The 16493-nt window shown below is 58.8% G+C and carries 17 protein-coding genes and 1 pseudogene; 6 read left to right on the top strand and 12 right to left on the bottom strand.

Going from position 1 to position 16493, the window contains the following annotated elements:
* Positions 1–150 precede the first annotated feature (150 nt).
* From QN399_RS17070 to QN399_RS17055, 4 genes are all read left to right on the top strand, one after another.
* Positions 151–1158, top strand: coding sequence for a methionine ABC transporter ATP-binding protein (locus tag QN399_RS17070; protein ID WP_330201302.1), 1008 nt, complete (start codon positions 151–153; stop codon positions 1156–1158).
* Entirely contained in the window at positions 1158–1832 is a 675-nt protein-coding gene (locus QN399_RS17065; protein WP_322177176.1) for a methionine ABC transporter permease, read from the top strand. Before QN399_RS17070 ends, QN399_RS17065 begins: the two co-directional genes overlap by 1 nt.
* A 98-nt stretch (positions 1833–1930) precedes the next feature.
* Positions 1931–2707 (top strand): MetQ/NlpA family ABC transporter substrate-binding protein, encoded by a 777-nt coding sequence (locus tag QN399_RS17060; RefSeq protein ID WP_322218746.1) that lies wholly within the window; start codon positions 1931–1933, stop codon positions 2705–2707.
* Positions 2708–2775: 68 nt separating this feature from the next.
* Positions 2776–3201 (top strand): VOC family protein, encoded by a 426-nt coding sequence (locus tag QN399_RS17055; protein WP_330201301.1) that lies wholly within the window; start codon positions 2776–2778, stop codon positions 3199–3201.
* 37 nt (positions 3202–3238) lie between these two features.
* On the opposite strand, the gene QN399_RS17050 is transcribed toward QN399_RS17055, so the two are convergent.
* The 5 genes and pseudogenes from QN399_RS17050 to QN399_RS17030 all read right to left on the bottom strand — a co-directional run bounded on the left by QN399_RS17050 (position 3239) and on the right by QN399_RS17030 (position 7173).
* On the bottom strand, positions 3239–3871 hold the full coding sequence (locus QN399_RS17050; RefSeq protein ID WP_322177173.1) for an SCO family protein: 633 nt from the start codon (positions 3869–3871) through the stop codon (positions 3239–3241).
* Complete coding sequence (gene cyoE / locus QN399_RS17045) at positions 3868–4767, bottom strand: heme o synthase (protein WP_330201300.1); 900 nt, start codon at positions 4765–4767, stop codon at positions 3868–3870. The genes QN399_RS17050 and cyoE overlap by 4 nt, the downstream gene beginning before the upstream one ends.
* A gap of 125 nt (positions 4768–4892) precedes the next feature.
* A pseudogene (locus QN399_RS17040) lies at positions 4893–5864 on the bottom strand (heme A synthase); the annotation flags it as partial.
* Between the two features lie 9 nt (positions 5865–5873).
* Positions 5874–6467, bottom strand: a complete 594-nt coding sequence (locus QN399_RS17035; RefSeq protein WP_330201299.1) for a hypothetical protein — start codon at positions 6465–6467, stop codon at positions 5874–5876.
* Complete coding sequence (locus tag QN399_RS17030; RefSeq protein WP_322177170.1) at positions 6433–7173, bottom strand: SURF1 family protein; 741 nt, start codon at positions 7171–7173, stop codon at positions 6433–6435. The genes QN399_RS17035 and QN399_RS17030 overlap by 35 nt, the downstream gene beginning before the upstream one ends.
* Before the next feature lie 73 nt (positions 7174–7246).
* Here QN399_RS17030 and QN399_RS17025 point away from each other — a divergent pair, with 73 nt between their 5' ends.
* Positions 7247–7450, top strand: a complete 204-nt coding sequence (locus tag QN399_RS17025; RefSeq protein ID WP_322177169.1) for a twin transmembrane helix small protein — start codon at positions 7247–7249, stop codon at positions 7448–7450.
* A 9-nt stretch (positions 7451–7459) separates the two neighbouring features.
* Here QN399_RS17025 and QN399_RS17020 read toward each other — a convergent pair whose 3' ends face one another.
* The 4 genes from QN399_RS17020 to coxB form a co-directional block, all read right to left on the bottom strand.
* The gene (locus QN399_RS17020; protein ID WP_322177168.1) at positions 7460–8347 is read right to left on the bottom strand and encodes a cytochrome c oxidase subunit 3; all 888 of its coding nucleotides are present in this window, start codon (positions 8345–8347) and stop codon (positions 7460–7462) included.
* A gap of 42 nt (positions 8348–8389) precedes the next feature.
* The gene (locus QN399_RS17015; RefSeq protein ID WP_322177167.1) at positions 8390–8947 is read right to left on the bottom strand and encodes a cytochrome c oxidase assembly protein; all 558 of its coding nucleotides are present in this window, start codon (positions 8945–8947) and stop codon (positions 8390–8392) included.
* Position 8948: 1 nt separating this feature from the next.
* On the bottom strand, positions 8949–10544 hold the full coding sequence (gene ctaD, locus QN399_RS17010) for a cytochrome c oxidase subunit I (protein WP_322177166.1): 1596 nt from the start codon (positions 10542–10544) through the stop codon (positions 8949–8951).
* Between the two features lie 70 nt (positions 10545–10614).
* Positions 10615–11742 carry a cytochrome c oxidase subunit II gene (gene coxB / locus QN399_RS17005; protein ID WP_322177165.1) on the bottom strand — a complete coding sequence of 376 codons (1128 nt, stop codon included), beginning with the start codon at positions 11740–11742 and terminating at the stop codon, positions 10615–10617.
* A 380-nt stretch (positions 11743–12122) separates the two neighbouring features.
* On the opposite strand from coxB, the gene QN399_RS17000 reads away from it, so the two are divergent.
* Positions 12123–12776, top strand: coding sequence for a hypothetical protein (locus tag QN399_RS17000; protein WP_322177164.1), 654 nt, complete (start codon positions 12123–12125; stop codon positions 12774–12776).
* Between the two features lie 38 nt (positions 12777–12814).
* On the opposite strand, the gene QN399_RS16995 is transcribed toward QN399_RS17000, so the two are convergent.
* From QN399_RS16995 to QN399_RS16985, 3 genes are all read right to left on the bottom strand, one after another.
* Positions 12815–14341 carry a SulP family inorganic anion transporter gene (locus QN399_RS16995; RefSeq protein ID WP_330201298.1) on the bottom strand — a complete coding sequence of 509 codons (1527 nt, stop codon included), beginning with the start codon at positions 14339–14341 and terminating at the stop codon, positions 12815–12817.
* 115 nt (positions 14342–14456) lie between these two features.
* Complete coding sequence (locus QN399_RS16990; protein WP_322177162.1) at positions 14457–15188, bottom strand: carbonic anhydrase; 732 nt, start codon at positions 15186–15188, stop codon at positions 14457–14459.
* A gap of 156 nt (positions 15189–15344) precedes the next feature.
* The gene (locus QN399_RS16985; RefSeq protein ID WP_322218737.1) at positions 15345–16403 is read right to left on the bottom strand and encodes a PA0069 family radical SAM protein; all 1059 of its coding nucleotides are present in this window, start codon (positions 16401–16403) and stop codon (positions 15345–15347) included.
* Between the last annotated feature and the right edge of the window lie 90 nt (positions 16404–16493).

The following is a 16493-nucleotide window of genomic DNA, read 5'->3' as shown; positions in this document are numbered from 1 at the left end:
TTGCCATCAAATAAATGCTAAGAACCTCTGGCCGGACAGGCTAAAATGCGCGCCCGGCTTATCCAGCCGGTGTCCGCTGGTAGTAAGAACGCCTGAGCATCCGGCCACTTCCACCACCCTTTCTTACCGCGCCCCCACAAGGTTCGCTACGTGATCGAGTTTCATAACGTCCATAAAACCTATCGGGTCGCAGATCGGGAAATTCCCGCCCTGCACCCCACCAGCCTGCGTGTCGAAGACGGTCAGGTCTTCGGTCTGATTGGTCATTCTGGCGCGGGCAAAAGCACGTTGCTGCGCCTGATCAATCGCCTGGAAACCCCGAGTGGTGGGCAGATCATCGTCGACGGTGAAGATGTCACCGCGTTCGATGCCAACGCTCTGCGAGGCTTCCGGCAACAGGTCGGGATGATATTCCAGCACTTCAATCTGCTGTCCTCCAAGACCGTTGCCGATAACGTTGCCATGCCGCTGACCCTGGCCGGTGATATGTCACGCAGCCAGATCGATCAGCGCGTGGCCGAACTGCTTGAACGCGTCGGCCTGTCCGATCAGGCGAAGAAATACCCGACCCAGTTATCTGGCGGCCAAAAGCAGCGGGTGGGCATTGCCCGTGCGCTGGCGACCAAACCGAAAATCCTGCTGTGCGATGAAGCCACCAGCGCCCTTGACCCGCAAACCACGGCATCGGTCCTGCAATTGCTGGCCGAGATCAATCGCGAGCTTAATCTGACCATTGTCCTGATCACCCACGAGATGGACGTGATCCGCCGCGTCTGCGACCACGTTGCCGTCATGGACGCCGGGAGGATCGTCGAGCAGGGCAGCGTGACGGATGTGTTCCTGCATCCCAAGCACCCGACCACCAAGCGTTTCGTGCAAGAAGACGAGCAAATCGACGAAGGTGAACTGCGCGATGATTTCGCCCATGTGCAAGGCCGCATCGTGCGCCTGACGTTCCAGGGTGATGCCACCTACGCACCGCTACTGGGCACTGTCGCCCGGGAGACCGGGGTTGATTACAGCATCCTCGCCGGGCGCATCGACCGGATCAAAGACACCCCCTATGGGCAGTTGACCCTGGCCATTACCGGTGGCGACATGGACGCGGCCTTCGCCCGCTTCACCGCTGCGGATGTTCACATGGAGGTGCTGCGTTGATGGATGCCCTGACCCACCTGTTTTCCAACGTCGACTGGTACGAAATCTGGATCGCCACGGGCGACACCCTGGTGATGCTCGGCGTGTCCCTGGCCTTTACTGTGCTCCTTGGGCTGCCGCTGGGCGTGTTGATGTTCCTGACCTCGCCGCGCCAGTTACTGGAGAACGACCGTCTGTATTCCGGCGTGGCATTGATCGTCAACCTGCTGCGGGCGTTGCCGTTCATCATTTTGCTGATCGTGATGATGCCACTGACCGAAATTATCACCGGCACATCGCTCGGGGTCCTCGGCACCTTGCCGCCACTGGTGGCGGGCGCCACGCCCTTCTTCGCTCGCCTGGTCGAGACCGCATTGAGGGAAGTGGATCGCGGCATCATCGAAGCGACCCAGGCCATGGGTGCCACCACTCGGCAAATCATCATCAAGGCACTGTTGCCAGAAGCGCGGCCCGGCATTCTGGCGGCCATAACCGTCACGGCTATCGCACTGGTGTCGTTCACCGCGATGGCCGGTGCAGTCGGTGCCGGAGGTCTGGGCGACCTGGCTATTCGCTATGGTTATCAACGCTTCCAGAACGATGTGATGTTTGTCACGGTCGTATTGTTATTGGTGCTGGTACAGATCCTGCAAACCATCGGCGACAAGCTGGTGACGCACTTCACCCACCGATAACAGCAATCGCTAAACACAATGGCGGGTCGCCGATCCGCCAAGGCCCGACCGGCCAGAGCCGCCCCGTCAGCAGGCGGCCGTTTCAACGGAGTTAGTGCATGAAAAAGCTACTCGCCGCATTGGCTGCAGTTGTTGCTCTGGGCGCGCACGCCGATGAAACTTTGACCGTCGGCGCCTCGGCTGTGCCCCATGCGGAGGTTCTTGAGTTCATCAAGCCGATGCTGGCCAAGGAAGGGATCGACCTGCAAATCAAGGTATTCAGCGACTACATCCAGCCCAATGCGCTGCTCGCGGATAAAAGCCTCGACGCGAACTTCTTCCAGCATCAGCCGGCCCTGAATGAGTTCAACAAAAGCAACGGCACCGACCTGATTGCCGTGACCAAGGTTCACGTCGAGCCCATGGGCGCTTACTCGAACGGCCTACTAAAAAAGATCGACGACCTGCCCGATGGCGCCAACATCGCCTTGCCCAACGAACCCGCCAACGAAGGTCGAGCCTTGCTGTTACTGACCAAAGCCGGGCTGATCACGCTTAAAGATCCGGGCAACATCTTGTCAAAGCCTCAAGACATCGCCGAGAACCCGAAAAACCTGAAATTCCGCGAGCTGGAAGCGGCCACACTGCCGCGCGTGGTTACCCAGGTTGACCTGACACTGCTCAACACCAACTACGCGATGAGCGTCAAACTGGACCCTGCCAAAGACGCGTTGCTCATCGAAGGCAGCGACTCGCCTTACGTGAACATCCTCGTAGCACGTCCGGAAAACAGAGACTCGATTGCCATGCAAAAACTGGTCGTCGCCTTGCACAGCCCGGAACTGAAGCAATTCATGCTGGAAAAATATCAGGGTGCAATCGTTCCGGCATTCTGATCAAACACCCTCACGCGCCATTAGCCTAGACTCAGGACACTTTCACTCCCTGAACGAGGATGCTTGTCATGGCGCTGCCCCCCTTCCACTTGGCGGTACCGGTCTATGACCTGGCGGCTGCCCGGCATTTCTACGGCGATGTATTCGGTTGCAGCGAAGGCCGCAGCAGCGAGCATTGGGTCGACTTCAATTTCTTCGGCCACCAGTTGGTGATTCACCACCAAGCAAAAAGCACGTCGCAGGAGCAAGCCCTGAGCAATCCGGTGGACGGCCATGATGTGCCCGTGCCGCATTTCGGCGTGGTGCTGGAATGGGATCAATGGGAAGCGCTGGCCGATCGACTCCAATCCCGGGAAACCGCATTCGTTATCGAGCCATACATTCGCTTCAAGGGCCAGATGGGCGAGCAGGCGACCATGTTCCTGCTCGACCCGTGTGGCAATGCGCTGGAGTTCAAAGCCTTCAAAGACATTGGCCAGTTGTTTGCCAAGTGATGTCGCCTTCATTCGCGAAACGGCCATCAGCGTCCGGTTACTCCCGGACCAACAACCCCGGCAATTGCGCGATCATTTTCTGGTTATTCAGCGGCGACCGGATAAACCCGCGCTGGGTGCCGTCCGGACCAAGCAGGGCGAGGTTGCCGCTGTGGTCGACGGTGTAGTTGGGCTTACTGGTGTCGGCAGGGATGAATGGAATGCTCACGGCGTTGGCGAGTTTCTGGATGTCGTCGACGGGCGCGGTCACGCCCTGGAACTCGGGGTCGAAGTAGCCCAGGTATTGCTTGAGCTGCTGCGGTGTATCGCGATTGGGGTCGACGCTGACCAATACGATTTGCAGCTTGCCCACAACGTCCTTGGGTAATTCGCTTTTGATCTGGCGCAGCTGGGCGAGCGTGGTTGGGCAGATATCCGGGCAAAAGGTATAGCCGAAAAACAGCATCGTCCATTTACCCTTCAACTCATTCATGACGACCGGCTTGCCATCCTGATTGGTCATCTTCACGTCAGGCAGACTGCGGCTGGTAGGTAGCAGGATGATGCCTGCATCAATCAGCGCCGTCGGATCGCCCTGTCCTCTGCCAGACAGCACCTTGTTGACGGTAAGGCCCAGGACCAACGCCACCAGGGCGACCAGAATAAAAACGGTTTTCTGAACTCGAGTCATAGATTCAACAATAAGTAGTGGTCGACAAGCAGCGCGATAAACAGCAGGAACAAGTAGTAAATAGAGTACTTGAAGGTGTTGATCGCCGCGTGCGGCTTACTGCCACGGTACAGCACCCAGGCCCATTGCAGAAAGCGCGCACCCAGCCCCAGGGCACACAGCAGGTACAGCATGCCGCTCATGTGAATCACGTAGGGCATGAGGCTGACCGCGAGCAGGACGAAGGTGTACAGCAGAATATGCACCTTGGTGTAATGCTCGCCGTGGGTGACGGGCAGCATCGGGATGTCTGCCTTGGCATATTCCTCTTTGCGATGGATCGCCAGCGCCCAGAAGTGCGGCGGGGTCCAGGCGAAGATGATCAGCACCAGCAGCAGCGGTTCGGCGCTGACATGCCCGGTGATGGCAACCCAACCCAGCAGCGGCGGCGCGGCCCCGGCCAGGCCGCCGATCACAATATTCTGCGGTGTGGCGCGCTTCAAAAAGCCGGTGTAAATCACTGCATAGCCGAGCAACGAGGCCAGCGTCAGCCACGCCGTGAGCGGGTTGGTGAACGCCAACAGCAAGGCTTGCCCGGCCACCACCAGCAGCAAGGCAAAGGTCATGGCCGACGCAGGTGACACGCGTCCTTCAGCGATTGGTCGCTTGTGGGTGCGTGCCATCACGGCATCAATGCGTCGATCCACCACGTGATTGACCACCGCCGCGCCGCCCGCGCAAAAAGCGATCCCCATGTTGCCAAACACCAGTACCGTCCAAGGCACTCCAGCGCGTGTGGCGAGGAACATGCCGACCAGTGAGGTGATCAGCATCAGCACCAACACTTTGGGCTTGGTCAGTTCGAGGTAGTCACGCCAAATGGCCTGGCTGTGTCGCTCGCTGATTAGAGTAGCCATGGCGTCTCTCCTTCTCGTTATTATTCTGTGCCAGGTTATTTGCCGGGTTGAAGCTGCCCGTGAGCCGATCCTTGCACTTCAAAGCGGTGTCGGCGTTTCGTCTTGGTCGCCCAACCAAGGGCTGAGCGTGTGCGGTAATTCACCAGGGTCAGGGTCAACATCAAGGCCGCACCACCAGCGTTATGGGCCACGGCAATCGGCAGCGGCAGATGAAAAATCACGTTGCTGATACCCAATCCCACCTGAGCCGCCAGGGCCAGCAAAACCAGAGAAGCCATGCCTTTGAGCCCGGCTCGCTGCAGTTGCCAGGCCAGCGCCAGCAGTACCAAGGTCACCACGACTGCGCCGACGCGATGCGTCAGGTGGATCGCGGTGCGGGCATCACTGTCCAGTTGCCCCCCCAGATAGTTCGGGCCTATGTGCTGCGTGAGGTGAAAGCCATTGGCGAAGTCTGCTTTGGGCCACCATTCGCCATGACAGGTGGGCAAGTCGATACAGGCCACTGCGGCATAGTTGGAGCTGACCCAGCCGCCGAGGGCGATTTGCCCAATCACCAGCACCAACCCCAACGCCGCCAGAAGGCGTAATCGAGAAGGTAGCTGCGGCAAGGGTGCAAAGGCCCCGGACAAACGCAGCGTCAGCAAAAACAGCAGGCTCAAGGTCGCGACGCCGCCGAGTAAATGCGCCGTAACCACCTGCGGCCATAGCTTGAGGGTCACCGTCCACATGCCAAACGCGGCCTGAGCGATGACCACGCAGAGCATCAGCAGCGGCAATTTCAGCGGCTGCCCACCGTTATGGCGACGACGCACGGCCTGGGCCGCCAGCGCCATGATCATCAGCGCCAGCGTGCCCGCGAAGTAACGGTGGACCATCTCGTTCCAGCCCTTGCGGGCTTCTACCGGTGCCTCGGGAAAGTGCAATTCGGCATGCGCCAGTTGCGTCTCGCCGTTGGGCACACTGATAAAACCGTAACAGCCAGGCCAGTCCGGACATCCCAACCCTGCGTGGGTCAGCCGGGTGTAGGCACCGAGCAACACCACAACCAGCGCAAGCAGCGTGGCAAACAAAGCGAGGCGAAATCCAGGTCTGGCCATGACGATGCCCTATCCGATGTTCGACAGTTTCAACAGTTGGCGTAGATCGTTGAGCAGGTCCTTGCCGTCGACCTTGGCGTCGTAACGCAGCACCAGGTTGCCGTGGGGATCGACGATCCAGAGGTGTGGCGCTTCAACGCCGGGTGCAAGGGTGTTGTACCGCAATAGATCCAGCGGATAGCGCTGCAACTGCGGGTATTCGCGCGTCAGCTTCGCCGAGTAATTGGCCTCCAGCGGTTGTGCGGTAGCCAGCGCATGGCTGGCGCGAGTCGCATCACGGCCAAGACCGATCTGGACCTGCCGCGCCAGATAGACCAGCTGTTGGCAATCTGCCGCACAGCCCTGCGGCGCACTGACCAGCAGTTGCCAACGGGGCTCGTCGGCCGGCACCCCGAGGTCGGCGCGACCTTGCCCGTTACCGATCAGCTCGCCGTGGTAGCTGCGGCCGTCCGGCACCCAGAACTGCAACTTGTACATGCCGGTCGCCAGAAGGATCGGGCCGAGGGCCACCAGCAACACCAGAATCAGTTGCAAACGTCCCTTGCGGCGACCCTGCGGCGCGCGTGTTTCAGACATGTTGAGTGGATTCATGGCCGCTCCCATGGTTTTTCTCCTTGGCGTTGTGTAATCCGAGGTACAGATAAAGGCCGAACAGCGCCGCCGCCATGGCGAACCACTGAACGGCGTAACCGAGGTGTTTTTCCGGGCCCATCGCCACCACCGGCCAATCGAGTTGATACGCGGCAACGCCCGGCTCAAGCCGCAATTCATCGGCATACCCCTGGCGTCCCAGTTCGGGCCAGAGCGTTGTCGGATCCACCGCCGTGACCAACCGCGGCCATGGGGCACCCACAGGGTCGGGCGCTAATTGGAAGGTGGCGCCAGACGGCACATACACCCAGGCGTTGAGGTTCAAGACTTGGCTGGGGGTGTTGAATACCGGCGGCGTGCGACGTTCCGGCCAAGGCAGCCAGCCACGATTGACCAGCAGCCACAACCCGCTGGCCTGATCGTGAAACGGTTGGATCAACTCGACACCGGGCCTGCCGCCACGGGTGCTGTTGTCCAGGAGCAGGGTGTGTTCGGCGTCGAACTGGCCGCGCAACTGCACGCGACGATAGGCGGGGTCGACTGTTTGTTCGAGGTGGGTGCCCGGCATCGGTTCAGCCGCGCGGCGCTCGGCGTAATGGGTCAGCAATACGCGTTTTTCCTCGCCTCGATCAAGCTGCCAGAAGCCGAGAAAAATCAGCAGCGGCAGTAACAGAAACACCACCACTGTCGGTGCCCGGCCAGGTTGGAAGCGCTTCATGACATGCCCCCATTGTGGGTAGCTATACTGCAATACATCGCCTATACCTCCCCCAACGTCATGGAGTTTCATCATGCTCAAAGCGGCGATTGTTCTACTGCTTATTGCCACGATGATCAGTCTATTCAGCGGCCTGTTCTTTCTAGTCAAAGACGACAGCGGTTCCACCCGAGTGGTAAGGGCCCTGACCGTGCGTGTCAGCCTGACCGCCATCACCGTCATCCTGATTGCGTGGGGCTTCTACAGTGGTCAATTGGTCTCTCACGTCAGCTGGTAAGCCTTGCCTCTACAAGACGTAGACAAAGACAAACAGGCCGATCCACACCACGTCGACAAAGTGCCAATACCAACTCGCCGCCTCGAAGCCGAATTGATGCTCGGCATCAAAGTGCCCGCGCATCACCCGCATCAACATCACAAACAGAATGATCGTGCCAATGGTGACGTGGGCCCCGTGAAACCCGGTGAGCATGAAGAAGGTTGCGCCATAAATGCCTGAGCCGAGGGTCAGCCCCAGCTCGTGATAGGCCTCGATGTATTCGGTAGCCTGCAACGCCAGAAAACCCAGCCCCAACAAGACCGTCAGTGCCAGCCAGATTTTCAGGGCGCCGCGATGGCCTTTTTTCAACGCATGGTGAGCGATGGTGACCGTGACACTGGAGCTGACCAGCAAAAGGGTGTTGATCAGCGGCAAATGCCACGGATTGATGATCTCTTTAGGACCCGGGAAAAGTTTTGGATCAGGGGTATTCATCAGCGGCCAGGCGTACTGGAAATTAGGCCAGAGCATGTGTGAGATGCCCTTGGAGCCCTCACCGCCCAGCCAGGGACCCGACAGGTTGCGCACGTAAAACAGGGCACCAAAGAAGGCGATAAAGAACATCACTTCAGAAAAAATGAACCAGCTCATACCCCAGCGGAACGAGCGATCCATCTGCGCACTGTACAGACCGCTGCGGCCTTCCTTGATCACGGCACCGAACCAGCCAAACAGCATGTAGGCCAGTAGCAGGCCGCCGACGAAAAAGATCAGTGGCCCGTGGGAATCAGGCCGTCCTGCCTTCATGTCGTTGAACCAAGTGCCCAGGCCGAACATCGTGACGAACATGCCAACCGTGGCGATGATCGGCCATTTGCTTTGCGCGGGAACGTAGTAATGCTCGTAAATTGCCATCTTATTGTTCTCCTTATCGGGCGCCCTGGATGAATCCAGGTCCTAACCGCCATTGCTTGCCACTTTTGCAGCCGGTGGTTGGCGAGCGGTGATATCGAACAGCGTGTAAGCGAGCGTCAGTTCTTTCTGGCTCTTGGGCAGGTCGCGATCAACGATGAATCGCACCGGCATTTCAATGCGTTCCCCCGGCTGCAGCACTTGCTGGGTGAAGCAAAAGCATTCGGTCTTGTGGAAGTAAACCGCGACGTCGCCCGGCGAAATGCTGGGGACAGCCTGCGCCGTCATCGGCTTGTTGGTCGGGTTATGGGCCACGAACAGCATCTCGTTGACCGCACCGGGATGCACAATCAGTTCCTCCGCCTTGGGGTAGAAGTCCCAAACCATGTCGACGTTGTTGCTCGAGACAAACTGCACCCGCACCTGACGATTCAGATCAACGACCTGCGACCCTTCATATTTATCGCCGGTCTTGCCGTTGATACCGAGCGTTTTGCACATCACGTCGTACAGCGGCACCAAAGCAAAACCGAAGGCGAACATCACGACCACCAGCAATAACAGGCGGATCACCAGGCGTTTGATCGAGCGCGCTTCGCTCATGTCATTTCACTTCCGGAGGTGTCGTGAAGGTGTGATAGGGCGCAGGCGAAGGAATACTCCACTCCAGGCCCTCAGCGCCGTCCCACGGTTTGGCCGGTGCTGGCGGACCACCACGAATGGTTTTGATCACGATGAACAGGAAGAAAAGCTGCGTCGCGCCAAAGGTGAAGGCACCGATGGACGACACCATGTTGAAGTTGGCGAACTGCAGGTTGTAATCCGGAATCCGGCGCGGCATGCCCGCCAAACCAAGGAAGTGCATCGGGAAGAAGGCCATGTTCATGCCCACGAACGACAACCAGAAATGCAGCTTGCCGAGGGTTTCGTCATACATGTGCCCGGTCCATTTCGGCAGCCAGTAATAGGCCGACGCGAAGATCCCGAAGATCGCACCCGGCACCAGTACATAGTGGAAATGCGCGACCACGAAGTAGGTGTCCTGATACTGGAAGTCCGCCGGGGCTATCGCCAGCATGAGCCCGGAGAAACCGCCAATGGTAAATAGGATCACGAACGCCACCGCGAACAGCATCGGTGTCTCGAAGGTCAGCGACCCCTGCCACATGGTACTGACCCAGTTGAACACCTTGACCCCGGTGGGCACGGCGATCAGCAGGGTGGCATACATGAAGAACAACTCGCCCACCAGCGGGATACCGACCACGAACATGTGGTGGGCCCAGACGATGAACGACAGGAAGGCGATACTCGCCGTGGCATACACCATCGACGTGTAGCCAAACAGCGGTTTGCGCGAGAAGGTCGGGATGATCGAGCTGACCGCGCCGAATGCCGGCAGGATCATGATGTACACCTCAGGGTGCCCGAAGAACCAGAACACGTGCTGGAACAACACCGGGTCACCGCCGCCCGCCGCACTGAAGAAGCTGGTGCCGAAGTGGATGTCCATCAACATCATGGTCACGCAACCTGCCAGCACCGGCATCACCGCAATCAACAGGAAGGCCGTGATCAGCCAGGTCCAGACGAACAGCGGCATTTTCATCAAGGTCATGCCGGGCGCACGCAGGTTGAGAATGGTCGCGATCACGTTGATCGCGCCCATGATCGAGCTGATGCCCATCAAGTGGATGGCGAAGATGAAGAAGGTCACGCTTTCCGGCGCGTAGGTGGTCGACAGCGGGGCGTAGAAGGTCCAGCCGAAGTTCGGCCCACCACCCGGCATGAACAGCGTCGACACCAGCAACAGGAACGCAGCCGGGAGCAACCAGAAACTGAAGTTGTTCATCCTCGGCAGGGCCATGTCCGGTGCGCCGATCATCAACGGGACCATCCAGTTGGCGAGGCCGACGAACGCGGGCATCACTGCACCGAACACCATCACCAGCCCGTGCATGGTGGTCATCTGGTTGAAGAAGGCCGGCTCGACGATTTGCAGACCCGGCTGGAACAGCTCGGCACGAATCACCATGGCGAAAGAGCCGCCCAGTAAAAACATGCAGAAGCTGAACCACAGGTACAGCGTGCCAATGTCTTTGTGGTTAGTCGTCAGCACCCAACGCATCAGGCCTTTTGCGGGGCCGTGAGCGTGGTCATCATGGCCGGCGTGGCCATGGTCATCGATCACTGCACTCATGTCCTGTCTCCTGCAAAACGGGGAGCGAAGCACGCCAGGGCGAAACGAGAGGAATAGGCAATTGAAGGGATCATTTGCTGTCCGCCTGTTTCAGAGCCAGCACGTCTTTGGGGGTGACCATGTCGCCTTTGCTGTTACCCCATGCATTACGCTCGTAGGTCACCACCGCCGCGATATCGACCTCGGAAAGCTGTTTGCCGAACGCCGCCATGGCCGTGCCTGGCCGACCATGGAAGACCGTGCTCAAGTGGTCTGCCTTAGGCCCGGTGGCCACCTTCGAGCCTTTCAGCGCCGGGAACATCGGTGGCAAACCCTGACCCTCGGCCTGGTGACACGCCACGCAGGTGGTGTGGTAGACCTTGTCGCCGCGGGCGACCAGCTCATCCAGTGTCCAGTCTTTGCTGGTCAGTTCTTTTAGTTTGACCGTCTCGGCTTTGCGTCCCGCCAGCCAGGTATCAAAATCGGCCTGGGACTTGGCCTCGACCACAATGGGCATGAAACCGTGGTCCTTGCCGCACAGTTCAGAGCACTGACCGCGATAGATGCCAGGCGTATCGACGCGGGTCCAGGCTTCGTTGACGAACCCCGGAATGGCATCGCGTTTAACCGCAAAGGCCGGCACCCACCAGGAGTGGATAACATCGGCTGCGGTCACCAAAAAGCGTATTTTCACACCCACCGGGACCACCAACGGTTCGTCGACTTCCAGCAGGTAATTTTCGCCCTTGGCTTCTTTGTTATGAATCTGAGCCGCCGGGGTCGCCAGGTTGCTGAAGAACTCGACGTCTTGCCCCAGGTATTTGTAATGCCATTTCCACTGATAACCGGTGATCTGAATATCAAGCGCCGACTCACTGGTGTCGTACATCTTGATCAGGGTTCTGGTCGCCGGAATGGCCATTACGATAAGGATCAGGAGGGGCACAATCGTCCAGAGAATTTCGACGGTCGTGCTCTCATGAAACTTGGCTGCCACCTGACCGGTGGAGCGACGGTGGACGATCATCGACCAGAACATGGCGCCAAATACCACAACGCCGATCACCACACAGATCCAGAAGATGGTCATGTGCAGGTCGAATACTTCGTGACTGACTACAGTCGCTCCCGGCGCCATATTCGTGGTCCAGGCGGCTTGTGCCTGGCTGAATACCGACCACAACAGGAGGCCCATCCAGACATGTGGATGTCGCATCATTGCGGGTTCCCCTTATCGTTCTTGTTATCCCGCCGGCTTTCACCTGCGGCCAAGGGAGCGACGGCCAAGAATGGGGACTTGGCGGTCGGGGCCAGGGCTGCAAATGCAGTCGGGCGTCACCAGCTAATCTTCCTTCAGCCCCGAGTATAGACAGCGACTCAGACCTCGCAATGCGATGTGGCGAAACTAGTTAGCTGGCTAAATTGTCGATTCGGGGCTATATCGGGCGCGAAATGTGTAACGCAATTGGACACGCCTTAGATCTCATTCACATAAATGTGAATTTGTTATGACAAATACGTCTTATAAAATTTTATAAGCACGCTACCGTATGACTTCGTTTTCTTTTCAATCCTGCTTCACTGCTTTCAGGAGCCTTCATGAACACCGCCGCTTTGCGCGAGCAGATTCAACGTGCACATCAACACGAGGCCGAAACCGGCCAATTGTCACGTCAGCTGGAAACTCAATTGCCACACCTTCACCCTGCCATTCACCTGCCTGAACTGGACGCAAAGGGTGTTCTGACACGTTTTGTTGCAGCTTATATCGAGTTGGTTCCGGACTTGCTCGACGCCGCCCACGAGGTCGCGCTCGAAGCCGGTATCGAGGATCAAATCAAACCCGTATTGAAGATCGCCGAACACTTTTTTCTTCAGCCGCCGACAATCATGGACGGCCACGAGGGTCTGGACAGCCTGCTGGATGAAGCCTATCTGGCCCATCGTCTGGTCGAAGAAGTGAATGACCTCTACATCAAGCACTTCGGCCAACCGCTGATTCCATCGAATACCACCGTGGCCAGCGTGATTGCCCACCAGTTGATTGGCGAAGCGTTCGCCAATCAACTGGACGAAGCGGTCCATCATGCCGTAGACGAAATGCTCGACGATGAAAGCTTCGCGCTCGATTCCGTCGAAGCCTATCGCGACCGCCTGATCAGCCCGGACACCGAAGCCGCATGGAAGCGCTGGCCGTGTCTGTCGCGCCAGCTGGGCGTCGGGCTTGATCTAGAGCAAACCCGCGCCGTCTGACACCACGGCTTGCAGCGCACCACCACACCGCGCACGACTCAGGCCGAACCAAGGCCTGCCGTTGTGCGCAATCTCCCCTCCAGTCGACGCTTAAGGCCACGAGGCTCGATGATCAACCGCGAGCCTGTGGCCGCATTGGCGCGTCCCCACTCTTCAAGCAGCTCAAGACACGAGTGGTCGATATAACTCAGGTTATTGAGCGGCACATGCACCGTGCTGCCGTGCGGAACGGTCCCCAGAATCCGGGTCAACATCGGGACTTTGAGGAAGGTCGCAGCGCCCATCAATCGCAACTCCATTTCCCCCTCGGCTTCGAGATCAACCAGACTGACCTTCAAACGCGATGCTTTCCAGGCCAGTTTGGCCAAGGTCATACCGAAACCGATCAATACTCCGGTCAACAGATCCGTAAAGATGATCGCCACTGCAGTTGCGGCGTAGGTGAACATCGGCATCCGGCCATAGCGACCCAGCCCGCGAAAGGCCTTGAGGTCGACCAGTTTCAACCCGGTATAGACCAGAACGCCCGCCAGGCTGGCGACCGGAATGCTTTGCAGCACACTGGACAGCAGCAACACGAAGGCCAATAACCAGACGCCGTGAAAAACCGCTGACAGCCGTGTACGAGCACCGGCCTGGACGTTGGCCGAGCTGCGCACAATGACCCCGGTCATCGGCAGGGCACCGAGCAAACCGCAGAGCATGTTGCCCACTCCTTGGGCGGTCAGTTCCCGGTCGAAATCCGAACGCGGGCCATTGTGCATGCGATCCACCGCAGCGGCGGACAACAACGTCTCGGCACTGGCGATAAATGCCACCGCGAAGGCCGCGATCAAAATACCCGGATCCGCCAGACTCAGCAGGTCGGCGGGGCGCAACCAGTCGATGGCTTCAGCAAGATTGGCCGGCACCTCGACGCGCTTGATTTGCAGGGCGAACGCCAGGCTGACAACGGTGGCAAGACCGACACCCAGCAACGCGCCCGGTACAAAGCGCAACGCCGTTGGTCGCCATTTGTCCCACAGCCACATCACCACAATCGTACCCAGCCCAAGCATCCCGGCCTGTAAGCCGGTGCCCGGCCCGATAGCCTGGATCAGTGTCGCGGGGAACCCGATCAGGTTATCCAGCCCGGACGGTTTGGGTCCGCCATCAAACATCACATGCACTTGAGACAGGACGATCAGCACGCCAATCCCGGCGAGCATGCCGTAGACCACCGCAGGCGCGGTGACCCGAAACCAGCAGCCAAGCTTGAAGCGCCCCGCCAAAACCTGCAGCAGACCCGCCAGAAGCAGGATCGGCCCCAACATCGCCATCCCGTGTTCGCGCACCACTTCAAAGACCAAGACAGCCAAACCGGCGGCCGGACCGCTGACCTGCAACGGCGAGCCGGCCAGCCAACCCACCACCAGACCACCGATAATGCCCGTGATCAGCCCTTTGGCAGGCGGCATGCCCGAGGCAATGGCAATACCCATGCACAAGGGCAGGGCGACGAGGAACACCACCACGGAAGCCAATAGCTCCCGAGGCAAAACGGATTTCAGTTCTGCAGTACCCATGACGACTCTCCGGGATTCTTCAGACGTAACAAGGCCCGCCAGCGCATAGAAAGCACTGCCGTTAAAGGCCCAAGAAGGATTTTATGAAAGTCAGCTGTGAATCAGACGCGAGCGTCTAAAACCGCGCTCTGGGTGTTGCCACCGGTATCGGATGGGTGCCGTCGAGCGGCAGAAACCGGTCTTGCGAGGCATCGTAAGCCAGGATTTCGCTGGTCTCGATGCTGTAGACCCAACCGTGGATGAACAAGTGACCACTGGCCATCTTCGACGCTACCGAAGGGTGCGTGCGCAAATGCTGCAACTGGGCGATGACGTTTTCCTGGGTCAACACGTGCATGCTTTCCTGTTCATTGGCGCAATGACAGTTGTCTTCGACCACCGTCTTGGCGACTTCGGCATGCCGCAGCCATGCCTTGACCGTGGGCATTTTCTCCAGAGTTTGAGGGTTGAGGACGGCGCGCATGGCGCCGCAATCGGAATGCCCGCAAATGATGATGTGCTGCACGCCCAAGGCGATGACCGCGTATTCAATGGCGGTGGAAACGCCGCCATTCATCTGACCGTAAGGCGGCACGACATTCCCGACGTTACGGGTAACGAACAGGTCGCCGGGGGCGCTTTGGGTGATCAGCTCGGGAACGATGCGTGAATCGGCGCAGGCGATGAACATGGCCCGAGGACGCTGAGCCGTGGCGAGCTTCTTGAAGAGTTCTTCCTGCTGCGGGAAGATCTCATGACGAAAATGCAAAAAACCGTCAACGATATGCTGAAGCGCTGCCTCGGCATTTTCCGTCTCTGGCGAGGCGCTGGCCGACGCAGCCGGAGGCTGTTTATCCATGTCACTCATGTCTGGTTCTCTCTGACGGATTGATGTGGATTTTCCTGCTGCTCCTGGAGCGCGACTGATCAGTCACTCCAGGGTCGACAGTAGCCGTCCAAGCTTAATTGAAACTTAATAAAACGCCCTAGGCCGAGGTTCCCGGGGCCAATGGGGACTGCCTCACTACAACAACGACATCTGCCCCCCTGGCGGACAAAACGCGTCGCAATCCAGATCAAAGCCTTCGCGCCGGTTCAGGCCCAACCGCTTGATCGCCACACTGTAACGCCGGGCCAGCAAATCGGCGAATGGTCCTTCACCGCGCATCCGTACGCCAAAACGACTGTCATACACCTCGCCGCCGCGACTCTGCCGAATCAGGCTCATGACATGCGCTGCCCGCTGTGGATAGTGCGCCTGAAGCCACTCCTCGAACAACGGGGCGACCTCCAGCGGTAAACGCAGCATCACGTAGCTTGCGCTCAATGCACCGGCCGCCTTGGCTTCAGCCAGCAAGCTTTCCAGCTCACTGTCGTTGATCATCGGGATCATGGGCGCGCACAACACGCCAACGGGAATACCCGCCTCACGCATCACCCGAATCGCCCTCAGCCGCGCCTTGGGCGCCGCCGCACGAGGCTCAAGGATACGTTTGAGCTCATCATCAAGGGTCGTCAGGCTGATAAACACCGACACCAGCCGCTGCTTTGCCAACTCGGCGAGCAGATCAAGGTCACGCAGAATCAACGACCCCTTGGTGATGATCGTCACCGGATGACGATAGCGCAACAACACGTCCAGGGTCGCGCGGGTGATTTTGTATTCACGCTCAATCGGCTGATAAGGATCGGTATTGGACCCCAACGTGATCGGCGCGCATCGGTAGCCCGGCTTGGACAGTTGCTGCTCCAACACCGCAGCAGCGTTGGTCTTGGCGATCAGCTTGGTCTCGAAATCCAGCCCAGGCGACATGTCCCAATAGGCGTGGCTGGGCCGCGCATAACAATAAATGCAACCGTGCTCACAGCCGCGATAAGGATTGATGGAGCGGTCGAAAGGAATGTCCGGCGAGGTGTTGCGCGTAATAATGGTTTTCGCCGTCTCGCTACGCACCTCGGTGCCTTGGGTCCGCGGTACTTCCTGATACCAGCCGTCATCCTCCGCGACCGAACGGTTGGGCGCGAAGCGATTGTGTGGATTACTCGCGGTTCCGCGTCCGCGCGGGGGCAGAGCAGTGGGCATTAGGGTTCTCCGGATACTGTCTATGCATACAGTATCCGCGATCAACCCTTTTGCCTAGCGTCACCGGGCGAGCGGTCCCTCACACATTAA

The sequence above is a fragment of the Pseudomonas sp. 10C3 genome (assembly GCF_036346185.1).
Taxonomy (GTDB): domain Bacteria; phylum Pseudomonadota; class Gammaproteobacteria; order Pseudomonadales; family Pseudomonadaceae; genus Aquipseudomonas.
Note: the sequence above shows the minus strand (reverse complement) of the source record. Positions and strands in the feature narration are given on the sequence as shown.

Bases quoted from the DNA above. Each gene is read 5' to 3' on its own strand.
- QN399_RS17060 (WP_322218746.1), top strand. From the start codon at position 1,931: ATGAAAAAGCTACTCGCCGCATTGGCTGCAGTTGTTGCTCTGGGCGCG.
- QN399_RS17050 (WP_322177173.1), bottom strand. From the start codon at position 3,871: ATGACTCGAGTTCAGAAAACCGTTTTTATTCTGGTCGCCCTGGTGGCG.
- QN399_RS17000 (WP_322177164.1), top strand. From the start codon at position 12,123: ATGAACACCGCCGCTTTGCGCGAGCAGATTCAACGTGCACATCAACAC.
- QN399_RS17015 (WP_322177167.1), bottom strand. From the start codon at position 8,947: ATGAGCGAAGCGCGCTCGATCAAACGCCTGGTGATCCGCCTGTTATTG.
- QN399_RS17030 (WP_322177170.1), bottom strand. From the start codon at position 7,173: ATGAAGCGCTTCCAACCTGGCCGGGCACCGACAGTGGTGGTGTTTCTG.
- QN399_RS17025 (WP_322177169.1), top strand. From the start codon at position 7,247: ATGCTCAAAGCGGCGATTGTTCTACTGCTTATTGCCACGATGATCAGT.
- QN399_RS16995 (WP_330201298.1), bottom strand. From the start codon at position 14,341: ATGGGTACTGCAGAACTGAAATCCGTTTTGCCTCGGGAGCTATTGGCT.
- QN399_RS17035 (WP_330201299.1), bottom strand. From the start codon at position 6,467: ATGGGAGCGGCCATGAATCCACTCAACATGTCTGAAACACGCGCGCCG.
- QN399_RS17020 (WP_322177168.1), bottom strand. From the start codon at position 8,347: ATGGCAATTTACGAGCATTACTACGTTCCCGCGCAAAGCAAATGGCCG.
- QN399_RS17065 (WP_322177176.1), top strand. From the start codon at position 1,158: ATGGATGCCCTGACCCACCTGTTTTCCAACGTCGACTGGTACGAAATC.
- ctaD (WP_322177166.1), bottom strand. From the start codon at position 10,544: ATGAGTGCAGTGATCGATGACCATGGCCACGCCGGCCATGATGACCAC.
- QN399_RS17055 (WP_330201301.1), top strand. From the start codon at position 2,776: ATGGCGCTGCCCCCCTTCCACTTGGCGGTACCGGTCTATGACCTGGCG.
- QN399_RS16990 (WP_322177162.1), bottom strand. From the start codon at position 15,188: ATGAGTGACATGGATAAACAGCCTCCGGCTGCGTCGGCCAGCGCCTCG.
- coxB (WP_322177165.1), bottom strand. From the start codon at position 11,742: ATGATGCGACATCCACATGTCTGGATGGGCCTCCTGTTGTGGTCGGTA.
- QN399_RS16985 (WP_322218737.1), bottom strand. From the start codon at position 16,403: ATGCCCACTGCTCTGCCCCCGCGCGGACGCGGAACCGCGAGTAATCCA.
- cyoE (WP_330201300.1), bottom strand. From the start codon at position 4,767: ATGGCTACTCTAATCAGCGAGCGACACAGCCAGGCCATTTGGCGTGAC.